At 32.2% G+C, this 13448-nt stretch carries 10 protein-coding genes; 8 read left to right on the plus strand and 2 right to left on the minus strand.

Annotated elements, in window-relative coordinates; genetic code table 11:
• Positions 1-23 precede the first annotated feature (23 nt).
• The gene (locus tag D1818_RS15655) at positions 24-3440 is read right to left on the minus strand and encodes a hypothetical protein (protein WP_118459920.1); all 3417 of its coding nucleotides are present in this window, start codon (positions 3438-3440) and stop codon (positions 24-26) included.
• Positions 3441-3883: 443 nt separating this feature from the next.
• Between D1818_RS15655 and D1818_RS15665 the strand changes: the two genes are divergently transcribed.
• From D1818_RS15665 to D1818_RS15685, 5 genes are all read left to right on the plus strand, one after another.
• Positions 3884-4549, plus strand: a complete 666-nt coding sequence (locus D1818_RS15665) for an ATP-binding cassette domain-containing protein (protein WP_118459922.1) — start codon at positions 3884-3886, stop codon at positions 4547-4549.
• Between the two features lie 51 nt (positions 4550-4600).
• The gene (locus D1818_RS15670; RefSeq protein ID WP_118459923.1) at positions 4601-5029 is read left to right on the plus strand and encodes a cytochrome c oxidase assembly factor Coa1 family protein; all 429 of its coding nucleotides are present in this window, start codon (positions 4601-4603) and stop codon (positions 5027-5029) included.
• 134 nt (positions 5030-5163) lie between these two features.
• Positions 5164-8415 carry a tetratricopeptide repeat protein gene (locus tag D1818_RS15675; RefSeq protein ID WP_118459924.1) on the plus strand — a complete coding sequence of 1084 codons (3252 nt, stop codon included), beginning with the start codon at positions 5164-5166 and terminating at the stop codon, positions 8413-8415.
• 147 nt (positions 8416-8562) lie between these two features.
• The gene (locus D1818_RS15680) at positions 8563-9327 is read left to right on the plus strand and encodes an exodeoxyribonuclease III (protein WP_118459925.1); all 765 of its coding nucleotides are present in this window, start codon (positions 8563-8565) and stop codon (positions 9325-9327) included.
• 167 nt (positions 9328-9494) lie between these two features.
• Positions 9495-10454 (plus strand): OmpA family protein, encoded by a 960-nt coding sequence (locus tag D1818_RS15685; protein ID WP_118459926.1) that lies wholly within the window; start codon positions 9495-9497, stop codon positions 10452-10454.
• A 64-nt stretch (positions 10455-10518) separates the two neighbouring features.
• Here the strand turns inward: D1818_RS15685 and D1818_RS15690 are convergent, their stop codons facing one another.
• A complete protein-coding gene (locus D1818_RS15690; protein ID WP_118459927.1) occupies positions 10519-10923 on the minus strand; it encodes a hypothetical protein in 405 nt (134 codons plus the stop codon).
• 282 nt (positions 10924-11205) lie between these two features.
• Here D1818_RS15690 and D1818_RS15695 point away from each other — a divergent pair, with 282 nt between their 5' ends.
• The 3 genes from D1818_RS15695 (at position 11206) to D1818_RS15705 (ending at position 12986) form a co-directional block, all read left to right on the plus strand.
• On the plus strand, positions 11206-11730 hold the full coding sequence (locus tag D1818_RS15695) for a hypothetical protein (protein ID WP_118459928.1): 525 nt from the start codon (positions 11206-11208) through the stop codon (positions 11728-11730).
• Positions 11731-11761: 31 nt separating this feature from the next.
• Positions 11762-12475 carry a DUF434 domain-containing protein gene (locus D1818_RS15700; protein WP_118459929.1) on the plus strand — a complete coding sequence of 238 codons (714 nt, stop codon included), beginning with the start codon at positions 11762-11764 and terminating at the stop codon, positions 12473-12475.
• A 214-nt stretch (positions 12476-12689) separates the two neighbouring features.
• Positions 12690-12986 carry a hypothetical protein gene (locus D1818_RS15705; RefSeq protein WP_233558655.1) on the plus strand — a complete coding sequence of 99 codons (297 nt, stop codon included), beginning with the start codon at positions 12690-12692 and terminating at the stop codon, positions 12984-12986.
• Positions 12987-13448 lie beyond the last annotated feature (462 nt).

The raw sequence follows: 13448 nt of genomic DNA on the forward strand, positions 1-13448 counted from the left end.
AAGAATAAGTCTTAAACTCATTGCTAAAAATATGCTCTAAGTTGTATGCTGCCTGTATGAATTGTACTAGCTGTTTCGCTTTTTCGACCTAAATATGATATATTAAGATCCAGATATTTGGTTAATTTTTTTTGCGCTAAAACAGACCAGGTATAGTTGTCACCAGGTTGCAAACCATTAAGTAATTGATATCCAACCGGAGAAAAAGCATTTCCTGTAAAATCATTATTAAAATAATTAAACTCACTAGTAATTGATACTTGTTGCTTATTTGCGTAGGCAAAAGAAATTCCCAATTTTTGTTGTGCTAGTGCTTCTTCTCCCGAAATGTTTTCTTGATCATTTAAGAGGTAGAAGACGCTAAATTGTGTTTGAGGAGAAAGTAAATAGGATAATTTAGGTTCAATTTTATAACCTTCTAGGAGGTAGTTTCTATTACCAAAGTTTTCCGAAACACTTTCGGTTTTTACATATTCATTTTTTAGGTCAAAAAGCCAAGTTTTTGCCATTTTGTGTGCAAAAGTTAGTTGATGGCTGTTTATAATATTTTCCTGAAGACCTGTAACTTGTAAGTTAGTGTTTTTAGTAGAAAGAAAAGAGTACGAAGTAGTATAGCGTTGCTTTCCACGGTTAAAGAATAGAGTGTTTCTAAAGCTTAGATTTAATGCTAGTTCATTATCATTTTTTCTAAAAGGATTAATGTCAAAAGAAGCATCATCACGCAGGTTTTTTCTATCTATTATATAAGACGCTTGATTATAAAAATGAGATAAAAGCTTTTTCGTTTTGTTTTTTGATCCAGACCAGGAAAGAGGGTTTAACGTAATAATTTGACTTAGTCGATTTTGATGGGTTTGCACGAAAAGTTGATTGGGAAGCAATACTCTCAGATAAATAGCTTCATCTGTAAATTGAGCAATTTCAAACTCTTCTAATTCCTGAACTCCATTGTCATTATAATCATTCCAGGTATAGGTTCCTTGTCCGGGGTCTACTTGAACATAAGTAAATTCTTGCTGAGGTAAGGTTCCACTATTGGTTTCAAAAACAGTATTCCAGTTAATTTTACCAGCAAAGAATTTCTGATTATATAACAATCTCGAATTTAATGATTGTTCGGTGTCACGGTTTTGATCCTCATTGTTTAGTGTTCTGTAGTTTACAAACAGGGATAATTGAGTGTTGGTCGTGTTTAGTAAATTAGATTTTAAAAAATAGGTATTAGAGGTACTTACTTTGTCCAAAAGATTATTTCGTACACTGTCATTGATACGATGTCGATATCCAACTTCTGCATAAATTTTTGTGCTATCACCTACCCCACTGAAAACCTCGTAAGATTTAAACCTTTGGGTATTTAAGGTAAAAGTCTGGTTGCTTAAATCTATCTCCTTGTTTTCTTCAGTTGCTATTTTAGCACCAATCCAGTTTTTTGGAAAACTATAAGTTAGTATGCTATAGATTCTGAAAAACCTTGAATCTAAGTCAGCATTTTTACTATTTAACAAACTTGAATATAAAGAAACGCCTAGTTTATTTAATCTAAGTTCTGTATTTAACAAATGTCTATTACCATTATAATTTTCTGAGAAATTAAGATGCTGAAAAGAATATCTCGTAAATCCTTTTTTAGGATGAAGCAATTCCAGACCAGAAGTAAAAAATTGCTGATCTCCCAAAGGATCATTTAAGTTCCAATCTCTATTAAACTCTACATTGTAGATTCTTTCGATGCTTTTAAATTCTGACTGAATATAATCTCCATTAGCAAATGCGTTCATTGTCCAACTACTATCTCTAGAAAAAATACGTTGTTTTAGCTGAAGTCTTCCTGCTACTCCATCATTATCATCGTCATCCAGATCCGAAAAAAGATTTAAATCATTTTTACTTCCTGAAATTTCGAACCCAATAGTTGTTTTTTCATTTGGTATATAGGAACCTTGAATTACCGCTGTCTGAAGCTTAGTAGGAGCTGCCAACTGAATTACTGGAGCAAAATTACCTTGTGGTATACCATTAACGGGAGCTACATATTCAAAAATTCGACTAATTGTAGTAACATCTCCTACAATATAATCACCTTGATTATCACCTACCAATGAAAATCGAACGTTAAACAATTCATCTTCTGGATTACTAGAAAACACAAAAACTTCCTGACCATCAATAATATCTCTTCTGTAGAGAATTTTATTTTCGCTAAATACATCGGGAACAGCTGATGGAGAAATCATCTGTGTGATATCATCACCTGCATTGGACAGAATTTCTTTTTGTGGATCACTTAAATTTTGTTGTAAAGGTTGGTTTTTTGCGTCATTTTCTGAATATACAAAAGCTCCTATTTTTAGTTTTTCGCTACTATGCTCACCACCGCCGTAAACAATGATTCTGGAGTAATTACGCTCTGTAGTTTGGTATTCTATTGATATCCTCATATCCGAAGTAATTGGAAAGGTAGGATTAAAGCGAACTTCTCCAGCATTGTAATCGATAATATAATCCTTGTTCTCACCTCTTTCCAGAAGTAAGCCATTTACATATACACGTTCGCTACCCGATACAATAAGAATAAACAACTCTCCATTTGGACCTGTTAGCTTATAAGGTCCTTGGTTTCCTTCTTGTGCAGTGAACTGACTTCTGGTAAAAACTCCTCTTACCAAAGCTCCCGAGGCAAATAGACCTGTCTTAGATTCGGGATGATCTAGGGTTCCATTGATAGATATTCCTTGTACGTTTTTGGTAAACCTGTTAAAGTAACTTGTAGAGTTTTGTAATTGTACATCACCGGCTCTAACATTCCAGTTTTTGCTATACAATTCGATAAAAACTTGATCAAATTCATCAAGATTTTGAGAATATCCACTTTGTTGTACAGGCACATTTGCATCTTGTATAGAAGCTCGTAAAGATATATTATCACTTATTTTTCCAGAAATTTGTAGATCCAATTCAGAATTTAAAACTGTACTTTGATTACTACCTACTGTAACTCCTCTAGAGATGCTTCCGTTCGTAGTAAGTCCATCAAAGGGTGTAAATTCTTTTTTATTATTTGCTTCAGATAAGCTATACAATTTCTGTAGATCACCGTTTTGCTCAACTATAATCGATGGATCAAATTCGAAATATTTTTTAGTCAAAAAATCAGGATAACGATAGTATTGTATGGTAATCGAATCGTTTTGTGACTTTAGTTGTGGCGATAAAATGACCGAAGCGTTTTCAAAACTAACTTTGTATAATGTGCTATCAATAGCTACACCTTGTTTCGAAAGTAATTTAAAATCAAAAGAGTTGATACTCACAGAATCAATACGGATAGTGTCAGTAACACGTACTCTTTTACTTCTGAAGTTTCCAGAAGCATCTTGTCCAAGTAAAGTACTGGTACTAAAAAATAATAAAAAACCTAAAACCGTAAAAATGCGCATCGATACAAAACTAAAGTTTTTCACTTACTGAGATAATGTTAACCTCTTAAATTACTATGATTTGTGCAACAATTATTGATTGGAAAGGTTTTTATAATAGCAATAACGATAAAAGTAGCATTAAGTTTTGTTAATCTATCAAAATTTCATAAATGTATTATAGAGCGATTTTTAAATTCTTTTGTGATGTAAACCTGTTTAACCTAGTATTTTGCCTTCTTATGAGTTTGATTAGTGGGGTATACTGGAGTATATTTTTGTTTAATACAGTAGGTATTTGGGTAGGATTACAAGGCTTTAAGACTTTTAAAAATAACGAATATTATATGTATGCTAATCTTGGATTTACAAAATCAGAGCTTACCATAAACGTGTTTTTTATGAATGTGTTTATATCATTGCCATTCCTGTTTTTACTCTTGACTTTTTTTTAATTCTAAAATATGAACCATCTTTTTATTAGGGATCTAACAAAATCATTTGGCAAAAACTACATTCTAAATGAGGTTACTTTGCAATGCGGTGTGGGCGAAATTGTTGGTGTTTTTGGCAGAAACGGAACAGGAAAATCTACGATGCTACGATGTGTTTTTGGAACAATGAGGTCTAATGCAATATATATTAATATAGATGATGAAACGATAAAGCCTAAAGAGGTAATAGCAGATGGTAGAATAGGATATCTTCCTCAGGATTCTTTTTTGCCAAAAGAGAAAAAAGTAAGAGATATTATTCCTTTACTATTTCCCAATGGAGAGGATCAGGATAAAATATTTTATACAAAAGGAATACATAGCATAGAAAACCGAAGAGCAGGAAAACTGTCATTAGGAGAGTTGAGGTATTTAGAAGTTGTGTTACTCTCACATTTAGAACACCAATTCTTAATGATGGATGAACCTTTTTCAATGATTCAACCTTCTTATAAGGAGTTGATAAAAGAGTTACTACTATCTATTAAGAAGAAAAAAGGAATTATCATTACAGATCATTATTACGAAGATGTATTGGATATTACGGATAGAAATTTCTTAATAAAAGAAGGTAGTTTGATAGCTATTCAAAATAAAACGGATCTAGTAACCCATGGATATCTTAGATCACGGTAAACTTTAGAAAACTATAAAAGAGTTAAATTTTTTAATATAAAGTAGGAGTCTATGACAGATTATATACATAAAAAAAATTGGTGGCATAAAAATCGAGGTTGGGTTTTGGTAGTTTTAGTGCTAGTATTTGGATTTATTTTAACGATACTAACAGTTTTAGGAAAACCTATTGGAGATTTTACCAAAGCTATTGTGGATCCGTCAGTGTATAATAATGCTTTTGATATGGTACAAGATGATGATCGAGTGATTACATTATTAGGAGAAGTACAACCGATTAGTATTTTTGAACTTCTGGAAGGAGAAGTACGATATGCAGAAGAAGGTAAAGCGATCATTACTGTTGGAGTCAAAGGATCAAAACAAAAAGGAAAAATGGACATTGTCGCCCATAAAAAAAATAAAACTTGGCAGTATGAAACTATAAGAATTCGAACCAAAAAGCCAAAGAAGGTGGTTGAAATTTTAGGTAGTAAATAAAATAGCTTTATTTGGAATGTTTAACTATTGTATATTAAATGAAGAGCATTAAATTCTCCTCTTGAGAGGGGTTAGGGTTTGTTTTAAGTATATTTGTTTCTGTAAACATCCCCGTAGTTTTTAACCATACCCTCATGAATTTACTAAAAACCATCGTCCTCTTTTTATTCTTTACTAGTCTTTCTTTTTCTCAGAGTAAGATAGCAAACGATACTCTTCTAGCTTCTCAGTATTTCAAGAAGGCAGATTCTTTGTTAACTGATAGGAAGTTAGATAGTTCGATTGTGTATTTTAAGAAAGCCTTGCCAATTTATGAAAAAGCACAAGCCTGGGAGCGAGTGGCTGGGTGTTATAACAAGATTTCTGAGAACGAAAGACGTAAATCAGAGTTTCAAGAGTCTCTTAATAACGCTGAAATGGCAATGAAAATATGTATAAAACACCTTGCTGAAAAGAATGAAGAAAAGTCAATAACTTATAGTAATATAGGATCAGCCTACTATAAAATGTCTGATTTTCAAAATGCTCTAGTAAATTTTCAAAAATCATTGGAAATAAAAAAACAAATCTTTAGTGGCGATCACAAATTTCTATCGACTTCCTTTGGTGATTTAGGATTGGTCTACAATGCTATTTCCCAATACGATAAAGCAAAGGAATATCAACAGAAATCATTAGATATGGATATTAGACTTTTTGGCGAGGAAGATCAAAGAGTTGGAAACGATTTGTATAACTTGGCAGGTACCTTAAGTGACTTAGGTGAACATTCTCAGGCGCTTTCTTATTATAGAAAAAGTTTAGAAATAACTATTAAGAATAAAGGTCAAGAGCATCTGTCCGTCGGTTATGATTATTCTGGTTTAGGGTCTTATTATAGTGGATTAAAACAGTATCAAAATGCATTGAAATATCAACTAAAAGCTTTAGAAATATTTCGAAAAAACGAGAGCCAATATCCTTTGTTTGCTATCTATATAAATATTGGTCTTACTTTAACTGATATAGGTGAATATAGTAAGGCTCTACAATATCATAAGAAAGGAATGGATATTGGATTAAAAATTCTTGATAAGAATCATCCCAGTATTGGGATTTGTTATTGGAATATTGGTTTTGTTCACGAGAAAAAAGAAGAAAAAGATCTTTCAATTGATTATTATAGTAAAGCACTAAGAATTTATAAAAAAGCATTCGGAAACAATCATCCCGATATTGCTGATTTGTATATAAACCTTGGAAATGTTTATATAGCAAAGAGAGACTTTAAAAAGGCTTTGAGGTATCACACAGATGCATTAAATATTTATAGTCAAACATTTAAAAAAGAGAATTTTAAAATAGCGACTTCTTTATTAAGTCTCTCAATGCTCCATTTTGAGCAAAATAATCTTACTGAGAGCTTTGATTATTCACAAAAGGCAATTAGAATTGTTGATAGTTTGTATGGTGAATTAAGCCCTTTGAGTGTTGAGTTTTTATTTCAAATAGGAGTAATATATTATAAACAAAAAGATTATCAAAATGCTTTGCTTTTTTTTGATAAAGCGTTGGCCTCCAATTACAATAGTAATTTTGATAGTTTGGCAGGTGTTTTTAACCCTAGCCAATATCATAATTCTAAAATGTTATTTCAAACCTTAGAAGAAAAAGCAAAAACTTTTGTAAAGAAATATAAAAAGGAAAAAAAGATTGAAGATTTAAATGGAGGTATTGAAGTTTATCAGAATATAAATTCATTAATAGAGTATACAAGAAAATCTTACCAAAGACATGAAGATAAGTTATTTTTCGCAAAACAAGCTAAGGGGATATATGCGAATGCTATAAAGGCAGAATTATTGTTACAAGAAGCAACTAAAGAAGAAAACAATAATATATCTATTCCATATAGTTATATTGAGAAAAGTAAATCTAATACATTAAAAGATCTTCTAAATGATTCTAATGCCAAAAACTATATAGGATTACCAAGTAAACTTAATGAAGTGGAGAAAAACCTAAGAGTTAATAAAGCCTTTTATCAGTCTAAAATCAATGAAGAATTTTCTAAAAAAGAAAGGGATAGTGTTAAGATTACTAGTTACGAAAGTGAACTCTTCAATATCTCCAGAAAGCAGGACTCCTTGACCAAAGTCTTAGAAAAAAACTATCCTAAATACCATCAATTAAAATATAAGAATGAAGTTATTTCTGTAGCCGATGTTCAAGAAAAACTAGATGATAAAAAAACTTTACTAGAGTTTTTTACGGCAGATAGTATCACCTATGCCTTTACAATTTCTAAAAGCAAGATTGCAGTAATGGAGTTATCAACTCCAAAACTTGATGAGCAGATTGAACAATTTAGGAGTTCTATTACTAAGAATTATGATGCTTATAAAGAGATTTCATACCGATTATATCAAACTTTAGTTGCTCCAATCAAACAAGAGCTGGTGGGTAATCAATTAATCATAGTTCCAGATGGATCACTATGGCATCTTAATTTTGATTTATTATTAACCGAGGAAAATGCTTCTAACAACCCTAAAACTGGGCCGTACTTCCTTAAAGAATATGCAATTTCGTATGCTAATTCCGCTACATTATTGTTTGGTGATCAACAGGAGCAAATCATTTCTAAGGAACAACAAGAATGTTTAGCCTTTTCTTTTTCTAGTGGAGATACGATTTCAACTACAAGAAACGTAAGTTTAAAAGCTTTTAGAAATTTAGGTATGGACCTGCCAGGAACTAGAGAAGAGATCAAGGCCATTGCTAATATTGTAGATGGGCAATACTTTTATGGTTCTGAGGCTACAGAGCAAAACTTTAAAGAGCATGCAGGAGCCTATAATATTTTACATTTAGCATTACATGGGGATGTAGACAATGAACGACCAGAGAATTCTAGGCTTTATTTTACCAAAAGTAAAGATACAATAGAAGATAATTATTTATATAGTCATGAATTATTTGCATTAGATATTCCGGCAGAATTAACGGTATTAAGTGCGTGTAATACGGGAACTGGTAAAATTGCGAAAGGCGAAGGGATTATGAGTTTGGGAAATGCGTTTCAGTATGCAGGAACCAAAAGCCTATTACTTACCAATTGGGAAGTATCGGATGAGACAACTCCTAAGATCATGGAATATTTTTATACTAATCTTAAAGAAGGTAAAAATAAGGCAGAAGCTTTACAACAAGCAAAATTACAATTTCTAACCACTACAAACGAAGAGACCTATCATCCCTATTATTGGGGTGGGTTTTATTTGCTAGGAGATACCACGGCTATTCAGTTTCAAGATAACAATTATATATATTGGTGGGTTGGAATTGGTATTTTAGCACTGATCTTACTAAGTTTGTTTTGGTATAGAAAGAGAGTGCTAAATTAGATTCATTATAAATGTCACACTGAGTTTATCGAAGTGTATGCATATTATGGTTCATTGGTCTTAGACAAGCTCAGACTGACAAACAACTCATAGATATAAAAGGATCAAGAAAAGAAGCGTAAAGCTATAAATAAAAATAACAAACAAGTGAAAATAATATCATACAATGTAAACGGAATCCGAGCAGCATTAAAAAAAGGATTTATAGAATGGTTACAACAGGCAGATCCAGATGTGATTTGTTTGCAGGAGATTAAAGCCAATGAAGATCAGCTAGACTTGGATGTTTTTGCCGAAGCTGGATATAAGTATAACTATTGGTATAGTGCTCAGAAAAAAGGATATAGTGGCGTCGCTGTTTTATCTAAAACAGAGCCTGATCATATAGCATATGGAACCGGAATCGATTATATGGATCACGAAGGTCGTAACCTAAGAGTCGATTTTAATGGAGTTTCTATTATGAGTCTTTACTTACCAAGTGGTTCTAATATAGAACGTGTAGAACATAAACTGAAGTTTATGGATGATTTTCAGGAGTATATCAATGAGTTAAAGACCTCTCATCCCAACTTGGTGATTTTGGGGGATTATAATATTTGTCACGAGGCTATTGATATTCACGATCCGGTTCGTAATAAAAATGTGTCTGGATTTTTGCCAGTAGAGCGTGAATGGATTGGTAATTTTATAGACAGTGGCTTTATAGATTCCTTTAGGCATTTCAACTCAGAACCACATAATTATTCTTGGTGGAGCTACAGAGCTAATGCTAGAGCTAACAATAAGGGTTGGCGCTTAGATTACGGGATGGTAGCACAACCATTAAAAGATAAATTAGAAAGAGCCGTTATCTTATCAGATGCCAAACATAGCGATCATTGTCCTATTATGGTAGAGTTAAACGTGTAGAAAAAATTTAAAAAATACGTCAATTAGAGTACTGTGAAGAACGAAACAGTGTATCGAGAATAGTGTTTTTTATATTGAAAAACTATTCTCGATACATTTTGTCTACATATTATTACGATAAAACATTCGAATTGAAGTTTTCCTTAATTTGTTTAAAATTAAAAAATATGATAAAAAGAATTGCAATAGTAGTATTCATAGCAGCATTTGCTACGTCCTGTGTTTCTTCTAAAGTACATAAGGAATTAGAAGGTAAATATGCACGATTAAAACGTGATAATCGTAAGCTGGAAGACAAATTTAGAGCTTTACAGAAGACGAGTGAAGCTGATAAGTTAGCGATGGATCAGCTTAATGATGAGTACGAAAAAACAAGAACAGAGAGAGATGCGTTACGATCCAAATATGATGCGCTTTCTACTAATTATGAAAACCTGAAGAATTCATATGATGCATTAGGAAAAAATAGTGCGGCTGCATTAAATGCGAATAATAAGAGGAATAGAGAATTATTGTCTCAGTTAGAAGAAAAAGAAAGAACCTTAGCTGCAGAACGAAATCGATTAGAAAAACTACAGAGAGATCTGGATAGTCGTTCTAAAAGAGTAGATGAATTAGAAGGATTGATTGCTGCCAAAGATGCCAAAATGCAAGCATTAAAAACTGCTATTTCCAAAGCCCTGCGAAATTTTGAAGGAAAAGGATTAACCGTAGAAGAAAGAAATGGTAAGGTATATATCTCTATGGAGAATAAACTATTATTTGATTCAGGTAGTTGGGCAGTTGGAACGCAGGGAAGACAAGCTGTAAAACAATTAGCGTCCGTATTAGCAGAAAACCAGGATATTGCTGTATTGATTGAAGGTCATACTGACAATGTACCATATGCTGGGAATGGACAGTTAAAAGGAAACTGGGATTTGTCTACCAAAAGAGCAACGGCGATCGTGAATTTATTATTAGAGAATAATCAAATAGATGCGCAGAATTTGACTGCTGCAGGAAGAGGTGAATTCTCACCAGTTGCGTCCAATGATACGTCAACTGGTAAAGCAAAGAACAGAAGGATAGAAGTAATCTTAACGCCTAAGTTGGATGAAATCTCCAAATTATTAAATGATATATAGCGGTGTGTATGGTATATAAAAAAAGCGGTCGATAGACCGCTTTTTTTATATGCTATATGTATTATTAAAATAGACTATCTAATAAGTCTTCTACATCTTTGTCTTGATTTTCAGAAAGTGCTTCTTTTAACTGTAAAAGTTTTAATTGAAATTTTTCCAAGGTTCTGTGCGCATTCATTTGTCGTAATGGAATCTCTTTTCCACTTGAAGCCAAAAGAAAATATTCATAATGTTTTACATTTTCTGGTTTTGTCTTATCACGTCTTTGCTCTAGAGTAACTGTTCCTTTACTAGTAGTAATAGAAATAGCACTTCCTTTAGCAACAACTTTATCCGTTTGTTTACCAAGTTCAGTTGCTAAATGATAAATGTCAGGGAAAACTTTTTCTTGCAAATCTAACCAACTTTGTTGTGCTTGACCTGTGAATCCAGCGCCTACCATAAGTAAAAGTAGAAATAATTTTTTCATAATATTTGGGTGTTATAATAATTTAGTATCAAAACTACGTATTTGATTTCACGTATTCCAAAACGGAATAAATATAATTTTAGTATTAAAGTTATCTTAAAAATCGCTTTAAAATAACTATTTTAATTTGAAGTTTCCAAAAAGTATGCCACGAATTTAGGAAACAAAAATAAAATCCTTAATTATGCATATAGTAAAATTCTCAAAAATTAAGGAGATAGATAACAAAAGAACATTCTTAGACGTTTATAATACCCAAATTAATTTAAAACCATACAGCAAATGAAGAGGTTATATATTTTTATAATAGTAGTATTATCTGTAATTAAAGGGGTGAGCCAGGAAAGCGAAGAAGAGTACTATGAGGAAGAAGAAACGCAAAGTGATGAGTACTCAGAAGATGGAGAAGAACAGAAAGAAGATCAGAACAACTACTTCGATTTCTATAAATATTTTGATTTTACAAATGATGAGTATTCCAATGTCTTGGATAAAGTGAATGAGATGAGTGCAGAAGAAGAAGAAATACTATATAAATTTGTGGTAGAGGTTCAGCAAGATAAAGTATTAAAAGATAGATTGTTCAGGGAGTTGGTTGCAAAAGTTAAAAAAAAGAAACCTTATAAAGGTAAAGACAGTCCAGGTTTTAATTGTGTCATAGAGGGTCTTAAGGAAAATAAAACAGTATATGATGCGATAATTAAAGACGGTCGTTCTGAACAACAAGCTAGAAATGCCGCAGCGCTTTCCGAAAGAACGGTTCGCAGAAAATGTGGTATCACCAAGAAAGTGAATAAGGACGAATAAGGAATAGTATATAAACATATTCCAAGTAAATATGTCTGTCAGAAACCGAGGAAAAGAAGTCAGTGATGATCGGTTATTTGGTGACTTCAAAATGCAAGAAAAACTCAGAGATGCAGCAAAAGATATGTGTTATCTATTGAGTAGAGGGTTTGCAGAAAAATCATCATTACAATTAGTCGGTAATCGATACAGGCTCAATGCCAGACAGCAAAGAGCGCTACAAGGAATAAGCGCAAGCGAACAACAAATAATTGTACGGGCCGAGAAAGGCTTAGATCCAAAAGATTTAAAGGGTAAAAGAATTGTAATTGATGGGTTTAATATCTTGATCATTTTAGAAAGTGTTATGTCTGGAGCATATGTTTTCAAGGGATTGGATGGATATTATCGAGATGTTTCTGGTGTACATGGAACGTATAAAAGAGTTCAAAAAACAGAAGAAGCACTATTATTAATAGGTAATGTTTTAAATGAATTGGATGTAATTGCTGTAGACTGGTATTTTGATGCCCCAGTCTCTAATAGTGGTAGATTAAAAACAATGCTCCGCGAATTAGCTGAACAATATCAATTTCCTTGGAACATATATTTAGAAAACAATCCTGATACAGTTCTAGCAGATGTTAAAGATATAGTGGTAAGTTCTGATGCTTGGGTGCTAGATAGGGCACTACAAAACTTTAATTTAGGTGGGCATCTTATAGAAAATTATATGTCTAAAGCTTTTGTTGTAAATGCTAGATAATCAAATTATTTCCACATAAATATTGAACAGCAGTAAGCTACCGAAAAGTTATCGAAAGTAAGTTTTTAGAAATACAAATACTTCTGTTCTACTCCCGTAAAAGTAAGATTGTTAAAAAAAAACAGCTATCTTTGTAACGTACTGACGTACATGTTCTTTGTAAAACCATACTCCATAGTTCTTGAATTAAATATTAATTTTTAAAACTATGATTATGAATTGGAAGATTCAAAAACTATTGAATGGAGAGACAATTGTCTCCAAAGAACCAGGTAATTCTATGTTACCTATCTTACAATCAAAACAACCTGTAGTATTGGAGCCTGTAAATTGGGAAGATTGCAAAGCAGGAGATATTGTTTTTTGTAAAGTAAAGGGAAACTGTTTTACACATTTAGTCAAGGGCAAAAATGTAAAACGAGGATTACTAATCGGTAACAACCGAGGTCGTATCAATGGATGGACCAAAAATGTATATGGCAAAGTAATAGAGATATTACCAAAGTCATAATAGTAGCGCGATAAGCGCTTTTTTTGTTTATAAAAATGACAGATCAATTAAAAAAGGTGTGACTTCATAATGTATTTGGTTTTGAGTTCAAATTACACTTCTCTCTTTGTCAGAGAGGATTTAGTAGGTATTTTATTTAGAACACCGACTTTAAACTTCCCTGAAGAGAAGGAATCTCCACATACTACTAATAGAGAAGTAATAGCTTCTTATTTTTTTAAGAAATATTAAGTATATATAACAGAATACTCCGTTAGAAGCTGTTTACTATAAAGTACCATCTCTAAATACAATGTATATTTCTCTGCATAAGCAAATCGACTATTTCCCTCAATAGAAACCTTGATTCCCTAATTCTTACTTTTATCAATCATAGAAAGAAAATACTTTTATATCAATCTAAAAAGATAATAAGTGTTGGTTGAGTGAGGAATTAATTTTTTAGGTTGGTTAGTTGTGAAA

Source organism: Aquimarina sp. BL5 (assembly GCF_003443675.1).
In the GTDB taxonomy this organism is placed as follows: Bacteria; Bacteroidota; Bacteroidia; order Flavobacteriales; family Flavobacteriaceae; genus Aquimarina.

Coding starts and splice junctions, on each gene's coding strand:
- D1818_RS15655 (WP_118459920.1), bottom strand. CDS start 3,440: ATGCGCATTTTTACGGTTTTAGGTTTTTTATTATTTTTTAGTACCAGT.
- D1818_RS15665 (WP_118459922.1), top strand. CDS start 3,884: ATGAACCATCTTTTTATTAGGGATCTAACAAAATCATTTGGCAAAAAC.
- D1818_RS15670 (WP_118459923.1), top strand. CDS start 4,601: ATGACAGATTATATACATAAAAAAAATTGGTGGCATAAAAATCGAGGT.
- D1818_RS15675 (WP_118459924.1), top strand. CDS start 5,164: ATGAATTTACTAAAAACCATCGTCCTCTTTTTATTCTTTACTAGTCTT.
- D1818_RS15685 (WP_118459926.1), top strand. CDS start 9,495: ATGATAAAAAGAATTGCAATAGTAGTATTCATAGCAGCATTTGCTACG.
- D1818_RS15690 (WP_118459927.1), bottom strand. CDS start 10,923: ATGAAAAAATTATTTCTACTTTTACTTATGGTAGGCGCTGGATTCACA.
- D1818_RS15695 (WP_118459928.1), top strand. CDS start 11,206: ATGAAGAGGTTATATATTTTTATAATAGTAGTATTATCTGTAATTAAA.
- D1818_RS15700 (WP_118459929.1), top strand. CDS start 11,762: ATGTCTGTCAGAAACCGAGGAAAAGAAGTCAGTGATGATCGGTTATTT.
- D1818_RS15705 (WP_233558655.1), top strand. CDS start 12,690: ATGAATTGGAAGATTCAAAAACTATTGAATGGAGAGACAATTGTCTCC.